This window comes from Paenibacillus sp. UNC496MF (genome assembly GCF_900113915.1).
Classification (GTDB): domain Bacteria; phylum Bacillota; class Bacilli; order Paenibacillales; family Paenibacillaceae; genus Paenibacillus_Z; species Paenibacillus_Z artemisiicola.
In genome coordinates this window covers 667,873-688,665 of sequence record NZ_FORE01000005.1, presented here as the reverse complement: position 1 = coordinate 688,665, position 20,793 = coordinate 667,873, and the positions used below count along the sequence as shown (strand labels likewise).

The following is a 20,793-nucleotide window of genomic DNA, read 5'->3' as shown; positions in this document are numbered from 1 at the left end:
GCGCAGCCCGGCGGAACTTGCGTGCGTAGGGGGCAGTTTCGTGGAAGAACAGCAGGCCAAGCGGCCGATTTTCACGCCGATCGTGCTGATTGTGCTGACCGTCAGCTTAATCGGCAACGTGTTCTTATATTCCAAGCTCATTCAGAACGACCAGACGTCCAAGGCGGACCGCGGCGCGGCGGTCATTCGTTCCGGCAACGGCGCGAAGGCTTTCTTCGACGAAGCCGCCGCCGATACCGGCGATCTGCTCGCGAAGGGAGACATCGCGGACCGCATGCTGGCGAAGAGCAAGCTGCTGGCCGCCTATCGGCAAGCATCGGCCGCGGCGGACTTCATCCGGGCGGCGGAAGACGCGAACGGCCGGAAGTTCGCGGCGAAGCGGGGCGCGGACGAGTTCCTGGACCAAACGCTGGCGTCGCTGCAAGCGGTCGGCAATCATGCCGGGCCGCTCACGGCAGGGGAGCAAGCCTACTTGAACGGATTGCTGCAAGCGTTCAAGGCTTGCCAGCAGGAGCTGTCGGCCTTTCAGCACGATACGGTCAATAAGGAGCAATCGCTCGCCATCCTGGTCGACGCCGGCTGGCCGTCGATCGCCGGCAGTCTGCTGACGGAAATGAACAAGCCCGCGGATCTCGCGTTCAAGGGTTGATCGACGTTCGCATGAAAAAGACCGGCCGCGCTTCCTCTCGCCGAGGAACGCGGCCGGTCTTTTGCGTTTCAATTCTGCTAGTATGCTGCCTTGCGCCAGATCACGCCGCAACTCCGCCCCGAACTGCGACCAACCTCATTTCGTCCATTCCGTCGTTTCGCCCGTTCCGAACCGTTCCGTGCATTCCGTCATTCCGTCGTTTCGTCGTTCCGTCGTTCCGTCGTTCCGTCGTTCCGTCGTTTCGCCATTCCGTCGTTCCGTCCGTTCCGAATCATTCCGTGCGTTCCGTTTATTCCGTCGTTCCATCCCACGTCCGTTCCGTCCGTCAAACCTTCGCGTGCAGCTTTTCCAATTCGCCCGCGATGCGCCCGGCGGCCAGACGGCCGCTCGAGAACGCGCGCTCGGCCAGCTCGCCCTTGCCCTCGCAGCCGTCCCCGCAAAAATAAAACGGCATGCTTTCGATCCGGATCGGCAGCAGCTTGTTGCCCGCGACGTTTTTGACGCTCTGCACCATGGCCTTCTTCGATACGCGCTTGACCGCGACGGCGTCCCGCCAGCCCGGATAGTGGCGGTCGAACAGCGCTTCCATCTGCGCCGTCCGTTCCTCGAGATACGCTTTCCGGTCGGCTTCGCCGCCGCCGCGCTCGTCGCTGAGGTAGGCGATGCCCTGCAGCAGCTGCCCGCCCTCCGGCACGAGGGTGTGATCGGTCGCGGACACGTCCGAGATGAACAGCTTATGGTTCATATCGCTGATGTAGCTGAACGGCCGGGCGACGACCGCGTGCAGCCCGACGTCGTAGACCATGACTTCCGTGGCGGTATTGCGCTCGTACGGCTCCAGGAACGGCTCCCACGGCGTGCCGCGCAGCAGCTTGACGACCTGTTGGACCGGCATCGCGAAGACGACCCGGTCGAACGCCTCCTCGCGCGTTTTCGTCGTCAGGACGTATTTGCCTTGCTCGTAGCGGATGCCGTCGACGCCTTCCTGCAGGGCGATCGCCCAGCGCGCGGACAAGCCGATTTTGTCGCGCAGCTGATCGGTGATGACGGCCCAGCTGCCGAGCACGTAGTTGACGGGACGCTGGGACAGGAACAGGTTGTGGTAATAGTCGGCGATGACGGGTCCCGGCACGCGGCGCGCGTCCCCGGGCGCGATGAAGAAGTTGCTGCATACCAGATGCTCCCATAACTCCTTGACGTCTTCGTCCGCGCCGGACTCCCGCAGGTAATCCCCTAGCGTCGCGTAATGCTTGAGCTGATGAATGTTCGCGATGATCGCCGTAATCTCCCCGACGAAGCGGACCTTCTGCATCGCGCTTAAGATGTCCGTCTTGACCAGATTCACGAAATCGAGCGGAGCCGGCGTCAGCCGCTCGCCTTTCTCGTACATGACCTTCCGCTTGTCGACCTGCTTGCTCCCGAAACGCAAATGCAGCTCCCGCTCCATCACGGAGAGGGTGTGGCGGTCCAAGCCGTAGACGGCATGCGCGCCGTAATTGAGCGTGAAGCCGGCCTTCTCGTAGGTAAACGCGCGGCCGCCCAGCTGCGGACTCCGTTCGAACAGCACGCCTTCGACGTCCGGCCGGACCGACAAATACGCGGCCGCCGTCAATCCGGCAAGCCCGCCCCCGATAATCGCCACTTTCATGCAGCTTGTCTCCTTCCGACGAATCGTCGGCCTTGCCGGCCAAGCCGGCGCCGAAGCCCTTCGGCACGGCCGATCTCCTTGGAGCGCCGCGTCGCCGCACGCTCTCGCGTTTTCCATTATACGCGCGGCAAGATGGCCGATCTATCTCGTTTTCGGCTGATATTCCCACCGAATCGGCATCGATCCCTCCCGGGTAAACGCCTATTTTGCCCAGTCATAGGCGCCATTTGCCCACGGGCGAATATCATGGCAAGAGATTGAAGGAGGTCATGTTGAGAGATGGAGAAGAAAGTGACAACGTCCCCGGTCGTCAAGCCGTCGTCGAAGGGCGCGACGATTGCCCCGGTCGGTAAAGCATCCAAAGGAGCGACCGGCAAAAAATCCACCGGTACGATCCCGACTCCGCCGGGGAAGGCATCGACGGCGCCGATCGAGACGCCGAAGCCGAGCACGCATCACGTCCATAAGCATGAAATGAAGCATTGGTGTCACGAGCACATGCACCGTTACGTGCTCGCGCATACGCACGACGGCTGGTGCTGCGACGGCTTCATCGAGCATATCGACGACGAGGTCGTCTGCCTGGCGGTGCCGCACTGCGGCGGCATGGACCGCGCGTTCGTCCCGGGGCCGTTTTTCCCGCCGCTGTATCCGTATCCGTTCTTCCCGCGCCGCCGTTTCTACCGGCAGGTATTCCCGCTCGCGGCGCTCGTCGGCCTGTCGCTGCTTCCGTTTTATTAAGCCTTGGCGGCCTTCGCTGCCGCACCGTCCTGACGAACCAGCGTTCATCGACCGGACGCTGGTTTCCGGCATTGGACTTGCTTACTTTTTTTCGTTATGATGGTGAATAGGTAGCACCGATATCGGCGGGAAAGGAGCTTGAAGCATGGATTGCATTTTTTGCGGCATCATCGAGGGCAGCATTCCGTCCAACAAAGTGTTCGAGAACGACCGCGTCGTGGCGTTCCGAGACATCCAGCCCGCAGCGCCCGTACATATTCTCATCATCCCGAAGAAACATATCCCGACGATGAACGACGTGACGTCCGAAGACGACGCGCTGATGGCGGAGCTGTTCGCGGCCGCCCGGCAGATCGCGGGGGAACTCGGCATCGCGGAATCCGGCTACCGTCTCGTCAACAACGTGAACGGCGACGGCGGACAAGTCGTGTATCACCTGCATCTTCACCTGCTCGGCGGAACGAAGCTGAAGGGCCTTAATTAGGCGAAAAAAATAGCATGTCCGTTCAAGTTGACACTGCCTTTCGTTATCAACTATAATTAAATTTGATGAACCGTGTTAACTTTCTTGGACGGTCTGATTCGGAGGGAGGGAAAACTGGTGTCTGAAACAAAAGTTCGCAAAAACGAGACGATCGATGCTGCACTCCGCCGCTTCAAACGTACCATCGCAAAGGATGGCGTATTGGCCGAGGTGAAGAAACGCAAGCATTATGAGAAGCCTAGTGTCAAGCGTAAGTTGAAGTCCGAGGCTGCGCGCAAGAGAAAGTTTTAGGAGGATCCTTCCACGATGAACCTTAGCGAACGATTGAACGACGATATGAAGCAGGCGATGAAGAGCCAGGACAAATTCAAGCTCACGACGATTCGGATGCTCCGCGCGTCCATCAAGAATCAAGAGATCGAGCTGAAACGTCCGCTTGAAGACGCCGAAGTGCTTGATATCTTAAGTCGTGAGATCAAACAACGTAAAGATTCCCTCCAAGAATTTGAGAAAGCCGGCCGCGACGATCTTGCGAAAGGCGTCGCAGCAGAAATTGAAATTATTAGTGAATACCTGCCTCAGCAGCTGACCGAAGAAGAGATCAAGTTGATTGTTCAGCAGACCATCCAGGAAACCGGTGCTTCTTCGAAAGCCGAGATGGGGAAAGTCATGAGCGCTCTTATGCCGAAAGTCAAAGGGCGTGCTGATGGTAAACTAGTAAACACATTTGTGCAGCAATTTCTGCAATAACATAGGCTGACAGCCAAACACTCCTCCTTGCGGGGGAGTGTTTTTTCGTGTTGCCGGGAACCCGAACCCCTATTGACACACCCTCTTCGGGTGGGCGACAATTAGGGCTAACCTACCGAAACGAGGCTTACGCGTCCATGCTGCGAAATTGGAAAGAAATTTTACTGCTGGCCATTCCGTCCTTGGTTTCCTTTGCAAGCGCTACCGTCGTCGGGACGATCAATCTGATCATCGTCGGGCAGCTCGGCTCGCTCATCATCGCGATCGTCGGCGTCTCCAACATCATAATGTACAACGCCTTCGCCCTATTCTCCGGCATCGGACACACCGTCAATTACCTCGTCGCGCAAAATCACGGGGCGGGCGACATGAAGCGGGGCATCCAGCGCACCTACATCGCGATGTACATGTGTCTGGCGTTCGCGCTGCTCATCGCGTTCGTCGGCCTGGTAGGCGCCGACGACGTGCTGCGCTGGACCGGCGGCTCGTCGGACCTCGTGCACACGGGGACCTACTACCTGGAGCTGCGGTTCTACGCCATGTCCTTCGGCATCATCAATTTCGCGTTTCACGGCTTTCTGCGCGGCATCGGGGCGACCAAGATGTCCATGGTCGTCTCGCTGATGGCGAACGTGCCGATCCTGCTCCTGACGTACCTGCTGACGTACGGCAAGCTCGGCCTGCCGGAGCTGGGGTTAAAGGGCGCGGGGTACGCCATACTAATCGGCGAAAGCGCCCAAACGCTCATTTGCGCCTTCATCTTCTTCGTCGTGCTGAACAAGAAATTCCAGACGCGGCGTTACTTGACCCTTACGTTCAAATGGGTCGAGATGAAGCTGATCGCGCAGGAGAGCGGCAAGCTCGGCATGCAGGAATTTTCGCTCAGCCTCTCGATGTACATCTTCACGGCGTTCGTCGCGCGCCTCGGCGACCGGGCGCTGGCGGCCAACGAAGTGGCGCTCAGCATCATGTCCTTCGGCTTCATGCCGGCCTTCGCGTTCGGCTCGACCGCGACGATCCTCGTCGGACAGCTCGTGGGCAAAGGGACGCCGCTGCTCGGCCGGCGCGTCGGCACGGACACCGCGATTTTGGGCGGCGCGTTTCTCGTCCTGCTCGGAACGGGCGAATTTATTTTCGCCGAGCATATTACCCATCTGTATACCAATGACGCCGAGGTGTACCAGCTCGCCGCGTACTTGATCAAGGCGTCCGCGTACCTGCAAATCTTCGACGGCCTGCTGAACTTCTACGCGGGCGGGCTGCGCGGCATCGGCGACACGACGTTCCTGCTGCGGGTCTCGTTCATCGTCAGCTGGTTTCTGTTCGTGCCGCTCGCCTATCTGTTCATCTTCGTGTTCCATTGGGGGAGCATGGGCGCCTGGCTCGCGCTCTATACGTTCTTGATGGTGTTCGGGCTGTCGGTCATGGTCCGGTTCTACCGGACGGACTGGACCGCGGTCCGGCTGAAGGAAGCCGCGCATGCGTAAGCGTGAAACATGTCGGGGCCGCGTCCGTACTAGAGGAGTAGGTTGCGTCGTTCGTTAGGCGTGCAAAGGAGGGGCTAATGTGCGGCAAGTCCAGCGTTGGAACTTCAGGTGGCTGCTGCCCGTCGCCGTGCTGCTCGGATTCGCGCTCGCGGGAACGTCCGCCGTGCCGGCGAAAGCCGCGGCCGCCGGCGATTCCGTCGGTTCGACGGTCTACGTCGTCGACGCGGACCGGTCGGTGGAATCCGGGCTGTACCAGCATTTGAAACGGGCTTACGAGGAAGCCGAGGAAGCGAAAGCGAGCCGGGTGCTGCTCGTGCTCAACACGCTCGGCGGGCGGGTCGACAGCGCGCTCGACATCGGGGAGCTGATCCGCGAGAGCAAGGTGCCCACGACCGCCTTCGTGCAGGGCAAGGCCGTGTCGGCCGGCACGTACATCGCGCTGAACGCGAAGCAGATCGTCATGCAGCCGGGCAGCACGATCGGCGCGGCGGCCGTCGTGGACGAAACCGGAACGCTCGTCGACAATCCGAAGACGGTGTCGTTCTGGACGGAGACGATGAAGTCCGCGGCGGAATTGAACGGACGCGATCCCGACATCGCCGCGGCCATGGTCAATCCGTCGCTGACGGTCGAGCTGAAGGAGCTCGGGCGCACGAAGGCGAAGGGCGAGGTGCTGACGCTGACCGCCCAGGAAGCGGTCAAAGCCGGCTATGCCGAATTTACGGCGGACACGGAACAAGCGGCGATCGACGGCTTGAAGCTGGATCAGCCGAACGTGGTCCGTTACGAAGCGAGCGCGGTGGAGAAGATCGGCGATTTTCTGACGCATCCCGCCGTCATGACGATCCTGCTGATCATCGGCATCGCCGGCATCGCCGTCGAATTCATGGTGCCCGGCTTCGGGGCGCCCGGAGTCATCGGCACGCTGGCGTTCGTGCTCTATTTCTTCGGCCACTACGTAACGGGGTTCGCCGGCTTCGAGGACGTCGCGCTGTTCATCGCGGGCCTCTTGCTGCTCGTCTCGGAGTTCTTCCTGCCGAGCTTCGGCATTCTCGGCATTCTCGGCTCGTCCGCGCTCGTCGCGGGGGTGCTGCTGGCCGCGCCGAACCCGAAGTCCGCGCTGCTGTCGCTCGCCGTCGCGCTCGTCGCCGCGGCCGTCATCGTCTACTTCGTCGCGAAGCGCTTCGCGCATAAAGGCGTCTGGAACAAATTCATCCTGCGCGACCAGCTGACGACCGACAAGGGGTACCGCTCCTCGGCGAACAAGGCGGACTATCTCGGCCGGCACGGCATCGCCCTGACGCCGCTGCGGCCGGCCGGCACGGCGCGCTTCGGCGACGAGCGCGTCGACGTGGTGACGTCCGGCGAGTTCGTCGCGCCGCATTCGGACGTGGTGGTCGTCAAGGTCGAGGGCACCCGCGTCGTCGTAAGGCCGAAAGACGAGAACGAATAATTTGGAGGGATTTCAGTGACGCTTGATCCGACCGTGACGATCATTATCATCGTCGTGCTTGCCGTAATCGCCATTTCCGTATTTTTGAGCTTCTTCCCGATCATGCTGTGGATCTCCGCGCTCGCGTCCGGCGTCCGCGTCGGCATCATCACGCTCGTCGCCATGCGGCTGCGCCGCGTCGTCCCGAGCCGCATCGTCAATCCGCTGATCAAGGCGACCAAGGCCGGGCTCGGCCTCACGATCAATCAGCTGGAAAGCCATTTTCTGGCCGGCGGCAACGTCGACCGGGTCGTCAACTCCCTGATCGCGGCGCAGCGCGCCAACATCGAGCTGGAATTCGAACGCGCCGCCGCGATCGATCTCGCGGGCCGCGACGTGCTCCAGGCCGTGCAGATGAGCGTCAACCCGCGCGTCATCGAGACGCCGATCGTCGCCGCGGTCGCCAAGAACGGCATCGAAGTGAAGGTCAAAGCCCGCGTCACCGTGCGCGCGAACATCGACCGGCTCGTCGGCGGCGCCGGCGAAGAAACGATCATCGCCCGCGTCGGCGAAGGCATCGTCACGACGGTGGGCTCATCCGAGTCGCACAAGGACGTGCTTGAAAATCCGGATCTCATTTCCCGTACGGTGCTCGGCAAGGGGCTCGATGCCGGAACGGCGTTCGAGATTCTGTCCATCGACATCGCGGACGTCGACGTCGGCAAAAACATCGGCGCCCATCTGCAGACGGAGCAAGCGGAAGCCGACAAACGGATCGCCCAGGCGAAGGCGGAAGAGCGCCGCGCCATGGCCGTCGCGCAGGAGCAGGAGATGAAAGCCCGCGTCGTAGAGATGCGCGCGCTCGTCGTGGAAGCGGAGTCCCAAGTGCCGCTCGCCATGTCCGAGGCGCTCAAGTCCGGCAAAATCGGCGTGCTGGATTACATGAACTTCAAAAACATCGAAGCCGATACGAGCATGCGGAATTCGATCGGCAAAGACGGGACCGAGAAGGATGAGCGGTAATGGCCGCCAGCCTTTTCGCGGCTTGATCCGGACGGGGAGGTAACCGCATGGAAGAGCTGCTGAAGCTGCTGTTCTCGAATATTTACGTGGTCATCATCATCGCGGGGATTCTGCTCTCGCTGCTGAACAAGGCGCGCGGCAGGCAAAATCCCGGCGGCAACCGGATGCCGCCGTTCGGCGGCGGACCGGCAGGCCGGCCGCAAGCCCGGCCGCAAGCCGACCGGCCGGCGCAGCCGCAGCGGCCGCAAGCCCGCCCCGTTCCGCAGCAGGCGAAGCCGCGGCCGGAGACCGTCCGGCCTTCCGGCGCGTCCGTCGCGCCGCCGGAAACGTCCGGCCCTCTGGGCGGCTCGGTGTATACGTCGCACCTGAAGCCCTCTGGCGGCAGCGCAAGCGCGGAAGCGGCCGGCGCCGAGCTGACCGGCGAAACGCTGCTGGGACGCGCGCTCGAAGCGGAGCGGGCCGCCGAGGCGCGGCCGAAGCCGTCCGCGGGCTCGCCGCTTCCGGCATCCGCTCGGCCGCAGCCGGGCGGCGCGTCGTTCCGCGCCCCGCGCGGCCAGGACCTGCGGCAGGCGTTCGTCATGTCCGAGGTGCTCGGCCCGCCCAGATCGAAGCGGCCGCTCAAGCAGAAGTAACCGGCGTTCGCCGCAAGCATCCGTTCCTTTCGGAACGGGTGCTTTTTTTATTTGCGCGGCCGGCTCGCGAGAGGCTTCGCCGTTCTCATATTTCAGAATCATCCCGCATAGTTTGGTACAGTACGGGAAGGGGGGCCTCTGCCAGGATGCGCCGCATCAACCGCAAACTTCGAAAAATGGCTGCCGATTTGCTGGACCTGCCGCAGGACGTCGTTATGGATTTGCCCCGTCTCACGATGATCGGCGACCGGCAGCTGTATATTGAGAACCATCGCGGCGTCCTGCATTTCTCCAGCGACAAGCTGCGACTGGCCCTGAGTAAAGGCGAACTCGAGGTGACCGGGAGCGACCTGGTCATTCGTACCATTTGGACGGAAGAAGTGTTCGTGGAAGGCATTATCAAAAATATCGAGGTCCGAGAATAAGGGGGCGTACAAATGGATGCGACATGGATGCAATGGCTGCGGGGCTACGTCGCGGTCACCATACGCGGCCAGGAGACGGAGCGGCTCGTGAACGAAGCGCTCGCGGATGGACTGCGGCTGTGGTCCATTCGCCGCACGAAGGAAGGCGAGCTGTTGGGCTACGTCGTCTTGGGCGACTTTTTCCGCTTGCGGCCGCTGCTGAAGCGGACAGGCTGCCGGGTGCATGTCCGGGAGCGGCTCGGCATGCCGTTCTGGCTGCAGCGGATGCGGAAGCGCGTTTTTTTTGCGGCGGGGCTCGTCCTGTTCTTCGTCGGGATGTACTTGCTCTCCTCGCTCGTCTGGTCGATCGACGTGCAGGGCAACGACAAGCTGTCCGAGGAGCAAATCCTGCAGGCGGCCAAGGCGGAGGGACTGTACCCGTTCCAATGGTCGTTCCGGCTGGAGGACTCGTCCGTCCTGTCGCGCCATCTCGCGCAGAAGCTGCCCGGGGCGGCCTGGATCGGCGTGGAGAAACGGGGCACGCACGTGACGATCCGGATCGTGGAATCGGCGACGCCGGAACCGAAGGCGCCGCTCAATCCCCGCCATCTCGTCGCCTCCACGGACGCGGTCGTCACGAAGGTCATGGCGGAGTCCGGCAACCCGGTGGTCCGGCCGAACATGAAGGTCAAGCAGGGCGACGTTCTGATCTCGGGCCTTCTCGGCGACGCGGCGAACGGCAAGGCGGTCGTGGCGAAGGGCGAGGTGAAAGGGATCGTCTGGCACGAATACGACATCGTATCGCCGCTTACGCGGACGACGAAAGTATACACGGGCAACAAGAAAGTGATCTGGTACGGCGTCGCGGGCGGCCGGGGCCTTCAGGTGAGCGGCTTCGGCAAAATCCCGTTCGCCATGTACGAACGCGTGACGGAAGAGGAACGGGCGGCTTGGCGGACGCTGAAGCTGCCGTTCGGGCGGATGAAGGAAACGATTATGGAAGTCAAGATGCAGCAGCAGACGGTCAGCGTCGAGGAAGCCAAAGCGGAGGGCATCGAGCAGGCGAAGGCCGATTTGCTGGCCAAAGTCGGGCCCGGCGCCCAGGTGCTCGCGGAAAACATTTTGCATGAAAAGACGGACAATGGTAAAGTTTATTTGAAAGTGTTTTTCGAGGTGGACCAATCGATCGTGAAAGAGAGACCGTTAGTTCAAATGCAAGGGGACTGAGTATGTTTGCCGAATGAATTCAAAGTAGTCAAAATTCCGCTCGCGAACGCCGCGGAAGGGCTGGCATTGTTCGGCCCGCAGGATAAATATTTGCGGCTCGTGCAGCAGCAGTCGTCCTCCGACATCATGTCGCGCGAGGCGGAGATCGCGATCTCCGGCCCGGCGGACGAAGTCGAATCGCTCGAGCAGTTCTACACGGTGCTGCAGCAGCTCGTCAGAGGCGGCTATTCGCCCTCGGAGCGGGATATCGCGTACGCGCTCGACCTGTCCCGCACGCTGCAGGCCGACCAGCTGCTCGACCTGTTCAAGGCGGAAATCACGACGACGTTCCGCGGCAAGCCGATTCGCGTCAAGACGATCGGCCAGCGGACGTACGTCAAAACGATCAAGAAAATGGACGTCGTCTTCGGCATCGGCCCGGCCGGGACGGGCAAAACGTATCTGGCCGTCGTGCTGGCCGTCGCGGCGCTCAAGGAAGGCGCGGTCAAGCGGATCGTCCTGACCCGCCCCGCCGTGGAAGCGGGCGAGAATCTCGGCTTCCTGCCGGGCGATCTGCAGGAGAAGGTCGATCCGTACCTGCGGCCGCTCTACGACGCGCTGCACGACGTGCTGGGCCCGGATCAGACGACGAAAGCGTTCGAACGCGGCCTGATCGAAGTCGCGCCGCTCGCCTACATGCGCGGACGGACGCTCGAGGATTCGTTCATCATCCTGGACGAGGCGCAGAACACGACGCCGGAGCAAATGAAGATGTTCCTGACGCGGCTCGGCTTCGGCTCCAAGATGGTCATCACCGGCGACGTTACCCAGATCGACCTGCCGCGGGGCAAGCGCTCCGGCCTCATCGAGGCGCAGCGGATCCTGCGCGACATCCCGGAAATCGGCTTCATCGTCTTCGGCGAGCAGGACGTGGTCCGGCATTCGCTGGTGCAAAAAATCATTACCGCTTACAACTTGGACGCGGAGAACCGGGGCGAATAAACATACGGCATGAACGGCAAAGCGTTCGCACGCGCTTTGCTCGTTCTTTTTTCGGCGGTCCGGCCCGTTCGGCTTCGGCGCGCGAACGCCGCCCGCAAAACGGCGCGTCCGGACGAATCGTATACGCATGTTGCCGAAGCCGAACGGAAACGCCCGGGAAGCGGGCGCGCGGGGCGGGTTTCGCAAAAATGAAATTCGTTTAATGGGCTTGTGTTCGGGCGGCCGGAAGGTATAAAATCTCTTCAAGCCGCCGGACGGCAAGCCTTTTCGCGCTTGCAGGGACGGCGAAGCCGGCATCCGCCGCGGGCAGGGGACGCGCGAAAGCGAAACGCTCCTTGGAGACCGAATCGCATGCGCGAACCGTTCAGACAGGGTCCAAGGGACGAAGTCCCTGGAGGTCCCGCGACGTTCGGGGGATTTGGGGGATGCACGCTCTAGGAGGATAGCAACGATGGAGAACCAGCAGACCGGTCAGGAGGAAGCGAAGACGTTCGATTGGAGCGGGTGGAGGAACAGCGGTGCCGTTCGCTGGCTGCTGCTGCTGCTCTTCGTGCTGCTTTTTTATTTCAGTCTGGCGCCGCATCTGCTTCCGAAGACGTATCACATCGAGCTGAACAAGGCGAGCGACCGCGATATCGAAGCGCCGATGGAGATCAAGGACGAGAAGGCGACGCTGCAGGCGCAGGAGCAGGCGGCCGAGCAGGTGGAGTCGATCTATTCCATCGTCGCGCTCCGCAACGAAACGCTGCTGGAGCAGGTCTTCGCGCGGATGGAACAGCTGAACCAGGACGATCAAGTCTCGCTCGAGAACAAAGTGGCGATCTATCGCAGCGAAATTCCGCAAATGTACATCGACTACGTCGATCAGTTCGTCCGGTCCAACAAAGGGAACGGCACGTATAACGACTCGCTGCTGGAAGAGATGGCGAGCGTCGTCAAGGAACAGGCGTACCGCATCCCGGAAGAGACGTTTTATAAAATGCCGCAGCTGACGCCGACGCAATTGAACGAAATGCAGGTCGTGGCGGTATCGATCGTCCACAAGCTGATGGGCGACTCGCTGCGGGAGGCGGAAACGGCCCGCACGAAGGTGGCGGAGCTCGTCAACGCCAGCTCGCTCAGCGAGCGCAAGTCGCGGGAGATCGTGCAGGAGCTGGCGCGGTACGCGATCATGCCGAACAAATTCCTCGACAAGCAGGCGACGAACGACGCCCGCGTGGCGGCCAAGGAGAACACGCCGCCGGTCGTCATCAAGCAGGGCGACGTGCTCGTCCACAAGGGCGACGTCATCAACAAGGAAATGTACGACCGGCTCGCTTCGTTCGGCCTGCTGCAGACGAAGAAAAACTATTGGCCGCAGCTCGGCCTGCTGCTGTTCTCGGCGCTGTTTCTGATCGTCATCTACGGCTATCTGGAGAAGGCGTCGAATTTGAGCGGCGGCACGCGAACGGGGTACACCAACGCGCAGCTGTGCATGCTGCTGCTCATCTACTTGCTCAACGTCCTGGCGATGCATATCGTGGAGCTGACCCAGACGTCGACGATGCCGTACGTCGGCTATTTGGCGCCGACGGCGATGGGCGCGATGCTGATCGTGCTGCTGCTCGACGTGCAGCTGGCAGTCGTGAGCTCGTTCGTGTTCGCCATCATGGGCAGCATCATTTTCAATTCGGAATCCGGCCGGATCTTCGATTTCAATTACGGCTTCACGACGGCGGTCGTCTCGTTCGCGGCCATCTTCGCCATTCACCGGGCGAGCCAGCGGTCGACGATTCTCAAGGCCGGCATCATGGCCAGCCTGTTCGGGTCGGCTTCGGCGCTCGCGATCATTCTGCTCGGCGAGCTGCCGGCCAAGACCGATTTGATCATGACCGTGGCTTTCGCGTTCGCGAGCGGGCTGCTGACGGCGATTCTCGTGGTCGGCCTCATGCCGTTCTTCGAAGTGACGTTCGGCATTCTGTCGGCGCTGAAGCTGGTCGAACTGTCGAATCCGAACCACCCGCTGCTGCGCAAGCTGCTGACGGAAACGCCGGGCACGTATCATCACAGCGTCATGGTGGGCAACCTGTCCGAAGCCGCGGCGGAAGCGATCGGCGCCAACGGCCTCTTGTGCCGCGTCGGCTCGTTCTATCACGATATCGGGAAAACGAAGCGGCCCAGTTATTTTATCGAGAATCAGACAAACTATGAAAATCCGCACGATTCGATCGATCCGAAGCTCAGCAAATCGATCATCATCGCGCATGCGCGCGACGGCGTGGAAATGCTGAAGAGCCACAAGCTGCCGAAGCCGATCCGCGATATCGCGGAGCAGCATCACGGCACGACGTTTTTGAAGTTCTTCTACCACAAGGCGCTCAAATTGGCGGACGAAGCGGGCGTCGAGCCCGATTTCACCGAGGAGGACTTCCGCTATCCGGGCCCGAAAGCCCAGTCGAAGGAAGCCGCCATCGTCGGCATCGCCGACAGCGTCGAGGCGGCCGTGCGCAGCATGCGCAGCCCGACCATGGAGCAGGTGGAATCGATGATTCACAAAATCATCAAAGGGCGTCTCGACGACGATCAATTCAACGAATGCGACCTGACGCTGAAAGAGCTGGAGAAAATCGCGCAAACGTTGAAAGAAACCATCGTGGGCATTTTTCATTCGCGCATCGAATATCCGGAAGACGCGAAACCAAAGGAGCGGCTGGCATGAGTTTGCAGTTGGACTGGAACAACGATCAAGACAAGGTGGCGATTTCCGAAGCGTTCGTCGGCGTGCTGGAGCGGCTGCTGCGGCTGGCGGGCGAAGCGGAGGGCATGACGGAAGGCGAAGTGACCCTTTCGTTCGTCGACGACGCGGAAATCCACCAATTGAACAAGGAATACCGCAACATCGACCGTCCGACGGACGTCTTGTCCTTCGCGATGAAGGAAGAAACGGACGAAGAGCTGGACATCATTTACGAAGTGGACGACGAGAGCGACCCGATCCCGTACGACGGCATGCTCGGCGACATCATCATTTCCGCGGAACGCGCCAAGCTGCAGAGCGAAGAGTACGGCCATTCGCTGGAGCGGGAGCTGGGCTTTCTGTTCGTGCACGGGTTCCTGCACCTGATCGGCTACGACCATCAGGACGAGGAGAGCGAGGCCGTCATGACCCGGAAGCAGGAAGCGGTGCTGCAGCAGGCCGGCCTGACCCGCTAAGATGCGCCGGTTCCTCCGCAGCGTCGCCTTCGCGTGGGCCGGCGTCCGCGCTTCCGTTCGCACGGAAGCGAACATGCGCCTGCATCTCGTCGCGGTCGTCGCGGTCAATGCCGCCGGCTGGCTCGCGGGACTGTCGCGGACGGAATGGCTGGCGATCTTCATCGCGCAGGGCATGGTGCTGGGGGCGGAACTGCTGAACACGGCCGTCGAGCACGTCGTCGACCTGGCCAGTCCGGGCCCGCATCCGCTCGCGAAGGCCGCCAAGGACGCGGCCGCGGGCGCGGTGCTCGTGGCGGCGGTCATGGCCGTCATCGTCGGCCTGATCGTGTTCGGACCGCATATCGTGCCTTAAGAAGAGAAAGGAAGGACCGCCATGTCCGAAACCGCCAAACAACCGCTGCCGGAGCCATACCGGCAGCTGATGGAACAAGCGATCGAAGCGAAGGGGAAGGCGTACGTGCCGTATTCGCATTTTCAAGTCGGAGCGGCGCTGCTCGACGCGGAGGGCGCCGTCCATCTCGGCTGCAACGTCGAGAACGCGGCGTACAGCCCGACGAACTGCGCCGAACGGACCGCGCTCTTCCGGGCGATCGCCGACGGCCGCGCGGCGAAGAGCTTCAAGGCGATCGCCGTCGTCGGCGACACCGATCTGCCGATCACGCCTTGCGGCGTTTGCCGCCAGGTGCTCGTGGAGCTATGCGCGCCCGGCATGCCCGTCGTCATGGGCAATACGAAGGGCGATTGGAACGTCATGACCGTGGAAGAGCTGCTGCCCGGCGCGTTCTCGTCGAAGCAGCTGGAAGAAGTTTAACGATAGCGTAATGCCTGGAAGGGGACATTAGACCACCTATGAATACGACTACGACCGGGTCCAAAGGATCCAAAGAAAAATTCCGCTCCGGCTTCGTCGCGATCGTCGGACGGCCGAACGTCGGCAAGTCGACGCTGATCAACGAAGTCATCGGCCAGAAAATCGCGATCATGTCGGACAAGCCGCAGACGACGCGCAACAAAATCCACGGCGTGTACACGACGGACCGTTCGCAAATCGTGTTCCTCGATACGCCGGGCATCCACAAGCCGACCTCGAAGCTGGGCGATTTCATGGTGAAGTCGGCCATCGGCACGCTCGGGGAAGTGGATGCGGCGCTCTTCCTGATCGACGTCTCCGAAGGACTGGGCGGCGGCGACCGCTTCATCATCGAAGCGCTGAAGAAGGTCAACACGCCGGTGTTCCTCGTCATGAACAAAATCGACAAGATCGAGCCGGACGCGCTGCTGCCGCTCATCGTCCAATATAAAGAGCTGTACGATTTCGCCGAGGTCATTCCGATCTCCGCGCTGCAGGGCAACAACGTCAATACGCTGCTGAAGGTGCTCGGCGATTATTTGCCGGAAGGCCCGCAGTATTACCCGGCGGATCAGGTGACGGACCACCCGGAGCAGTTCGTCTGCGCCGAGCTCGTCCGCGAGAAGATTCTGCACCTCACACGTGAAGAAGTGCCGCATTCCATCGCCGTCGCCATCGAAGACATGCGCGTGCAGGACAACGGCGTCGTCTATATCGGCGCGGTGATCTTCGTCGAGCGCGATTCGCAGAAGGGCATCGTCATCGGCAAGCAGGGCGCCTTGCTGAAGCAGGTCGGCAAGGAAGCGCGGCGCGACATCGAGACGCTGCTCGGCTCCCGCGTGTTTCTGGAGCTGTGGGTCAAGGTGAAGAAAGATTGGCGCAACCAGGACCGGGTTCTGAAGGACCTCGGCTTCCGCAACGATTGACGCGATGGACGCCGGCCGCGCCGCCGGATAAGCAATAATTTGGCTGGGATAAGGGCTCTTCGATCATCGCATCCTAATCCGTGAGCAACATTTCTGAGCGCGGAAAGGATGAATACGAATGCGAACTTTTTCGTGGAAGTATTTTACGCTGACCGGGGATGTGGAAGCTTTCTTGCTGTACCGGGAGATGGAGCGCCACGCGCCGGCCGAGTCCGTTTCCGACGATGAGGAAGGGGAGCCCGCGGCCGAAAGCGACGGCGCCACTTAGCCGTACACGGAGTTTGTTGGGGGAGAGGCTCATGCAGTACCGGGTCGAAGGGATCGTCATCCGAAGCACCGATTACGGGGAAGGCAACAAAATCGTCACGCTGCTGACGAACACGAACGGCAAAGCCGGCGTCGTCGTCCGCGGCGCGAAGAAACTGAAAAGCCGCCACGGCTCCCTTTCGCAGCTGTTCACGCACGGGGAGTTTCTATTTTTTCGCAGCAGCGGCCTGGGAACGTTGACGCATGGTGAGATTATCGAATCTCACCATGTTTTGCGTGAGCAGCTGGATTTGGCGGCCTACGCATCCTACGCCGCGGAGCTGGTAGACCGCGCGCTGCAGGAGGAAGACGCCGGCGCGTTCATGTTCGAGCAGCTGAAGGCCTGCCTCGGCTCGCTCGCCGAAGGCAAGGATCCGCTCGTGACCACGCAGCTGTTCGAGATGAAAATTTTGCAGGCGGCCGGGTACGGGCCGGATTTCTCCGTCTGCGCGTCGTGCGGCAACGCGGCGGGGCCTATGGCGCTGACCGCGAGAAGCGGCGGCATTCTGTGCAGCCGCTGCGCCTACAAGGACCCGCAGGCGCTGCCGCTTAGCGAAAGCGCGCTCAAGCTGCTGCGCGTCTACCAGGGCATGGATCTTCGGCGGCTCGGCAACGTGCAGCTCAAGGACGAGACGAAGCAGGAGCTGAAGAAGGCGATGCGGCTCCTGATGGATACGCATATCGGCCTTCCGCTGAAGTCGCGCGCGTTCCTGGACCAAATGGATAAGTATTCGATTTGAACGGCTTTTGGCTGCGATTGACACGGCGACCTGGAATTGATAAGATAGGTTATTATGTGTACAAACGATGATGGAGAAAGTAGTCGGTATGCCGTCCGATTGAAGCGAGCCGGGGATAGTGGAAGCCCGGACGGACCTGCGCGGCGAAGGGCGCTCCGGAGTTTACCGTATCGAAAAGCGGGCTGTCGCCGCCGTCGCAAGGTTGCGCGGACGGAGAGCCAAGTAGGGTGGAACCGCGGAAGCGCAAGCTTTCGTCCCTATGTCTGTAGTTCAGACGTAGAGACGGAAGCTTTTTTTGACGTTCACTATGAATGAAGGAGAGAAGAAGCGCATGAATTTTCAGACCATGATTTTGACGCTGCAGCAGTTCTGGGCGGAACAAAATTGCATTCTTGTCCAGCCGTACGATACGGAGAAGGGCGCCGGCACGATGAATCCGATGACGTTCCTGCGCTCCATCGGCCCCGAGCCGTGGAACGTCGCGTACGTCGAGCCTTCCCGCCGTCCGGCGGACGGCCGCTACGGGGAGAATCCGAACCGGCTGTACCAGCATCATCAGTTTCAAGTCATTCTGAAGCCGTCGCCCGACAACATCCAGGAGCTGTACTTGGAAAGCCTGAAGCGGCTCGGCGTCGATCCGCTGCATCACGACATCCGGTTCGTGGAAGACAACTGGGAATCGCCCACGCTCGGCGCCTGGGGACTTGGCTGGGAAGTGTGGCTGAACGGCATGGAAATCACGCAGTTTACGTACTTCCAGCAGGTCGGAGGCATCGACGCGAATCCCGTCGCCGTGGAAATCACGTACGGCATGGAGCGCCTTGCCTCCTACATTCAGGAGAAGGAAAACGTGTTCGATCTGGAATGGGTGGACGGCGTAACGTATGGCGACGTCTTCCTGCAGCCGGAATACGAGCATTCGAAATACACGTTCGAAACGTCGGACACGGCGATGCTGTTCTCGCTGTTCAACATGTACGAGGAAGAAGCGAAGAAAACGATGGAGCATAAGCTCGTCTTCCCGGCCTACGACTACGTGCTGAAATGTTCGCACACGTTCAACTTGCTGGATGCGCGCGGCGCGATCAGCGTCACGGAGCGGACGGGCTACATCATGCGCGTTCGCAACCTGGCGCGCGCGTGCGCGGCGACGTACTTGGAAGAGCGCGAGCGTCTCGGCTTCCCGATGCTCAAGAAAGGAGCGAACGCCAATGGCTAAGGATTTGCTGCTGGAAATCGGACTGGAAGAGGTGCCGGCCCGCTTCGTGCGCGGCGCCATGAACCAATTGAAAGAAAAGACCGCCAAATGGCTGGAATCGAGCCGCATCGCGCACGGCGAAATCGAAGCGTACGGCACGCCGCGCCGCATCGCGGTGCTCGTTCGCGCCGTCGAGGAGAATCAGGCCGACGTCCATGAGGAAGTGAAGGGGCCGTCCCGCAAAATCGCGGGAGGCGAGAACGGCGAATGGAGCAAGGCCGCGCTCGGCTTCGCCCGCAGCCAGGGCGTCGATCCGAAGGACTTTTTCTTCAAGGAAATCGGCGGGGTCGAATACGTCTACGCGAACAAGAGCAGCATCGGCAACGCGACGGCCGACGTGCTGCCGGAAGGGCTGACGTCGCTGATCACGTCGATGTCCTTCCCGAAAAACATGCGCTGGGGCAGCTACGACCTGCGCTTCGTGCGCCCGATCAAATGGCTGGTCGCCTTGTACGGCGACGAAGTCGTGCCGCTCGAAATCACGGCGGTAAGCAGCGGCCGTACGACGCGCGGCCATCGCTTCCTCGGCGCGGAAACGGATATCCCGACGCCGGCCGGCTACGTCGCGCGCTTGAAGGAACAGCACGTCATCGCCGACGCGGCCGAGCGGGAAGCGCTGATCGTGGCGCAGATCGACGCGCTGTCCGCCGAGAAGGGCTGGCATATCGCCGTCAAGGAAGATCTGTTGGAGGAAGTCGTCTTCCTCGTCGAGTACCCGAACGCGCTGTTCGGCTCGTTCGACGAATCGTTCCTGAACATTCCGCAGGACGTGCTTATCACGTCGATGCGCGAGCATCAGCGGTATTTCCCGGTGCTGGACGGCAACGGAAAGCTGCTGCCTTACTTCGTGACGGTGCGCAACGGCGACCGGACGTCCATCGAGAACGTGGCGAAAGGCAACGAGAAGGTGCTGCGCGCGCGGCTGTCCGACGCGAAGTTCTTCTACGCCGAGGATCAGAAGCTCGCCATCGGCGACGCGCTGGCTAAATTGGAGACGATCGTCTATCACGAGGAGCTCGGCACGGTTGCCGACAAAGTCCGCCGGATCGTGGAGACGACGGGCAAGCTGGCGGCCGCGCTCTCGCTGGACGCGCAGGACGCGGCCGATGCCGCGCGCGCGGCGGCGATCTGCAAGTTCGATCTCGTGACGCAAATGGTGTATGAGTTCCCCGAGCTTCAGGGCATCATGGGAGAGGACTACGCGCGCAAAGCCGGCGAACGGGAAGCCGTGGCGCGGGCGATCAACGAGCACTACCAGCCGCGCTTCGCCGGAGACCGGGCGCCGGCTTCCGTCGCGGGAGCCATCGTCAGCCTCGCGGACAAAATCGACACGATCGTCGGCTGCTTCTCCATCGGCATCATTCCGACGGGCTCCCAGGATCCGTACGCGCTTCGCCGCCAAGCGGCGGGCATCGTGCAGATCGTCTTGTCGCACGGCTTGAAGCTGCCGCTCGGCACGCTGTTCGATCTGTCGCTCGAGGTGCACGCCGCCCGCGACATGAAGCGCGATGCCGCCGACGTACGCAAGGACCTCTACGAATTCTTCGCCCTGCGCGTGAAGAACGTGCTCACGGAGCAGAGCGTGCGCTACGACGTCATCGACGCCGTCATGGCCGTCGGCTACAACGACCTGCGCCAGACGGTCGATCGCGCCGCAGCGCTGACGGCTGCCGCGGCCGGCGAGCGCCGCGAGGAATTCAAGGCCGTCGTGGACGCGCTGAACCGCGTCTGCAACCTGGCGGCGAAAGCAACGTCGGACGAAGTAAAGCCGGCCTTGTTCGCCGAAGCGGCGGAAGGCGAGCTGTACGGCGCCTGGACGTCGGTGCGCGACGAGATCGATTCGCTCGTCTCGCAAGGCGCAGCCGCCGCCGCGATCGTGAAGCTGTCCGCTTTGAAGGACCCGATCAATGCCTACTTCGACCGCGTCATGGTCATGGCCGAGGACGAAACCGTACGGGCGAACCGCCTGGCGACGCTGGCTTCGATCGCGGGCAGCGTCAACCGGGTGGCGGATTTTTCGAAGCTGGTGTGGTAAGGAGTCCCGGAGAATCGCAGCTTTATAT

At 61.6% G+C, this 20,793-nt stretch carries 22 protein-coding genes; 21 read left to right on the top strand and 1 reads right to left on the bottom strand.

The window, feature by feature from the left end:
- Positions 1–40 precede the first annotated feature (40 nt).
- A complete protein-coding gene (locus tag BMZ79_RS08230) occupies positions 41–649 on the top strand; it encodes a hypothetical protein (RefSeq protein WP_090638498.1) in 609 nt (202 codons plus the stop codon).
- A 325-nt stretch (positions 650–974) separates the two neighbouring features.
- On the opposite strand, the gene BMZ79_RS08225 is transcribed toward BMZ79_RS08230, so the two are convergent.
- Positions 975–2,297, bottom strand: coding sequence for an FAD-dependent oxidoreductase (locus BMZ79_RS08225; protein ID WP_090638495.1), 1,323 nt, complete (start codon positions 2,295–2,297; stop codon positions 975–977).
- Between the two features lie 279 nt (positions 2,298–2,576).
- Between BMZ79_RS08225 and BMZ79_RS35025 the strand changes: the two genes are divergently transcribed.
- The 20 genes from BMZ79_RS35025 to glyS all read left to right on the top strand — a co-directional run bounded on the left by BMZ79_RS35025 (position 2,577) and on the right by glyS (position 20,765).
- The gene (locus BMZ79_RS35025; protein WP_256252599.1) at positions 2,577–3,038 is read left to right on the top strand and encodes a hypothetical protein; all 462 of its coding nucleotides are present in this window, start codon (positions 2,577–2,579) and stop codon (positions 3,036–3,038) included.
- A 145-nt stretch (positions 3,039–3,183) separates the two neighbouring features.
- Positions 3,184–3,522, top strand: a complete 339-nt coding sequence (locus BMZ79_RS08215) for a histidine triad nucleotide-binding protein (RefSeq protein WP_090638492.1) — start codon at positions 3,184–3,186, stop codon at positions 3,520–3,522.
- A 117-nt stretch (positions 3,523–3,639) separates the two neighbouring features.
- Positions 3,640–3,813 carry a 30S ribosomal protein S21 gene (gene rpsU, locus BMZ79_RS08210; protein ID WP_090573672.1) on the top strand — a complete coding sequence of 58 codons (174 nt, stop codon included), beginning with the start codon at positions 3,640–3,642 and terminating at the stop codon, positions 3,811–3,813.
- A gap of 15 nt (positions 3,814–3,828) precedes the next feature.
- On the top strand, positions 3,829–4,272 hold the full coding sequence (locus BMZ79_RS08205; RefSeq protein WP_090638490.1) for a GatB/YqeY domain-containing protein: 444 nt from the start codon (positions 3,829–3,831) through the stop codon (positions 4,270–4,272).
- 137 nt (positions 4,273–4,409) lie between these two features.
- Positions 4,410–5,759 carry an MATE family efflux transporter gene (locus BMZ79_RS08200; RefSeq protein ID WP_090638487.1) on the top strand — a complete coding sequence of 450 codons (1,350 nt, stop codon included), beginning with the start codon at positions 4,410–4,412 and terminating at the stop codon, positions 5,757–5,759.
- A 79-nt stretch (positions 5,760–5,838) separates the two neighbouring features.
- Positions 5,839–7,212 (top strand): NfeD family protein, encoded by a 1,374-nt coding sequence (locus tag BMZ79_RS08195; protein ID WP_090638485.1) that lies wholly within the window; start codon positions 5,839–5,841, stop codon positions 7,210–7,212.
- Positions 7,213–7,227: 15 nt separating this feature from the next.
- A complete protein-coding gene (gene floA, locus BMZ79_RS08190; protein ID WP_090638482.1) occupies positions 7,228–8,214 on the top strand; it encodes a flotillin-like protein FloA in 987 nt (328 codons plus the stop codon).
- Between the two features lie 47 nt (positions 8,215–8,261).
- Complete coding sequence (locus BMZ79_RS08185; protein WP_090638480.1) at positions 8,262–8,846, top strand: single stranded DNA-binding domain-containing protein; 585 nt, start codon at positions 8,262–8,264, stop codon at positions 8,844–8,846.
- Positions 8,847–8,992: 146 nt separating this feature from the next.
- Positions 8,993–9,271: a sporulation protein YqfC gene (gene yqfC / locus BMZ79_RS08180; RefSeq protein ID WP_090638477.1), complete on the top strand. Its 279-nt coding sequence runs from the start codon at positions 8,993–8,995 to the stop codon at positions 9,269–9,271.
- A gap of 12 nt (positions 9,272–9,283) precedes the next feature.
- Positions 9,284–10,477, top strand: coding sequence for a sporulation protein YqfD (gene yqfD, locus BMZ79_RS08175; protein ID WP_090638475.1), 1,194 nt, complete (start codon positions 9,284–9,286; stop codon positions 10,475–10,477).
- A 6-nt stretch (positions 10,478–10,483) separates the two neighbouring features.
- A complete protein-coding gene (locus tag BMZ79_RS08170; protein ID WP_090638472.1) occupies positions 10,484–11,458 on the top strand; it encodes a PhoH family protein in 975 nt (324 codons plus the stop codon).
- Between the two features lie 451 nt (positions 11,459–11,909).
- Positions 11,910–14,156, top strand: coding sequence for an HD family phosphohydrolase (locus tag BMZ79_RS08160; RefSeq protein ID WP_090638467.1), 2,247 nt, complete (start codon positions 11,910–11,912; stop codon positions 14,154–14,156).
- Positions 14,153–14,650 carry an rRNA maturation RNase YbeY gene (ybeY, locus tag BMZ79_RS08155; protein WP_090638465.1) on the top strand — a complete coding sequence of 166 codons (498 nt, stop codon included), beginning with the start codon at positions 14,153–14,155 and terminating at the stop codon, positions 14,648–14,650. Before BMZ79_RS08160 ends, ybeY begins: the two co-directional genes overlap by 4 nt.
- A gap of 1 nt (position 14,651) precedes the next feature.
- On the top strand, positions 14,652–15,002 hold the full coding sequence (locus BMZ79_RS08150; protein ID WP_090638463.1) for a diacylglycerol kinase family protein: 351 nt from the start codon (positions 14,652–14,654) through the stop codon (positions 15,000–15,002).
- Positions 15,003–15,023: 21 nt separating this feature from the next.
- Positions 15,024–15,461, top strand: coding sequence for a cytidine deaminase (gene cdd, locus BMZ79_RS08145; protein ID WP_090638461.1), 438 nt, complete (start codon positions 15,024–15,026; stop codon positions 15,459–15,461).
- Positions 15,462–15,499: 38 nt separating this feature from the next.
- Entirely contained in the window at positions 15,500–16,426 is a 927-nt protein-coding gene (gene era, locus BMZ79_RS08140) for a GTPase Era (RefSeq protein ID WP_090638459.1), read from the top strand.
- Between the two features lie 118 nt (positions 16,427–16,544).
- Entirely contained in the window at positions 16,545–16,694 is a 150-nt protein-coding gene (locus BMZ79_RS08135; RefSeq protein ID WP_090638456.1) for a YqzL family protein, read from the top strand.
- Positions 16,695–16,725: 31 nt separating this feature from the next.
- Positions 16,726–17,472 (top strand): DNA repair protein RecO, encoded by a 747-nt coding sequence (gene recO / locus BMZ79_RS08130; protein ID WP_090638455.1) that lies wholly within the window; start codon positions 16,726–16,728, stop codon positions 17,470–17,472.
- A gap of 331 nt (positions 17,473–17,803) precedes the next feature.
- A complete protein-coding gene (glyQ, locus tag BMZ79_RS08125; protein ID WP_090638452.1) occupies positions 17,804–18,691 on the top strand; it encodes a glycine--tRNA ligase subunit alpha in 888 nt (295 codons plus the stop codon).
- Positions 18,684–20,765: a glycine--tRNA ligase subunit beta gene (glyS, locus tag BMZ79_RS08120; RefSeq protein ID WP_090638449.1), complete on the top strand. Its 2,082-nt coding sequence runs from the start codon at positions 18,684–18,686 to the stop codon at positions 20,763–20,765. The genes glyQ and glyS overlap by 8 nt, the downstream gene beginning before the upstream one ends.
- Positions 20,766–20,793: the final 28 nt, after the last annotated feature.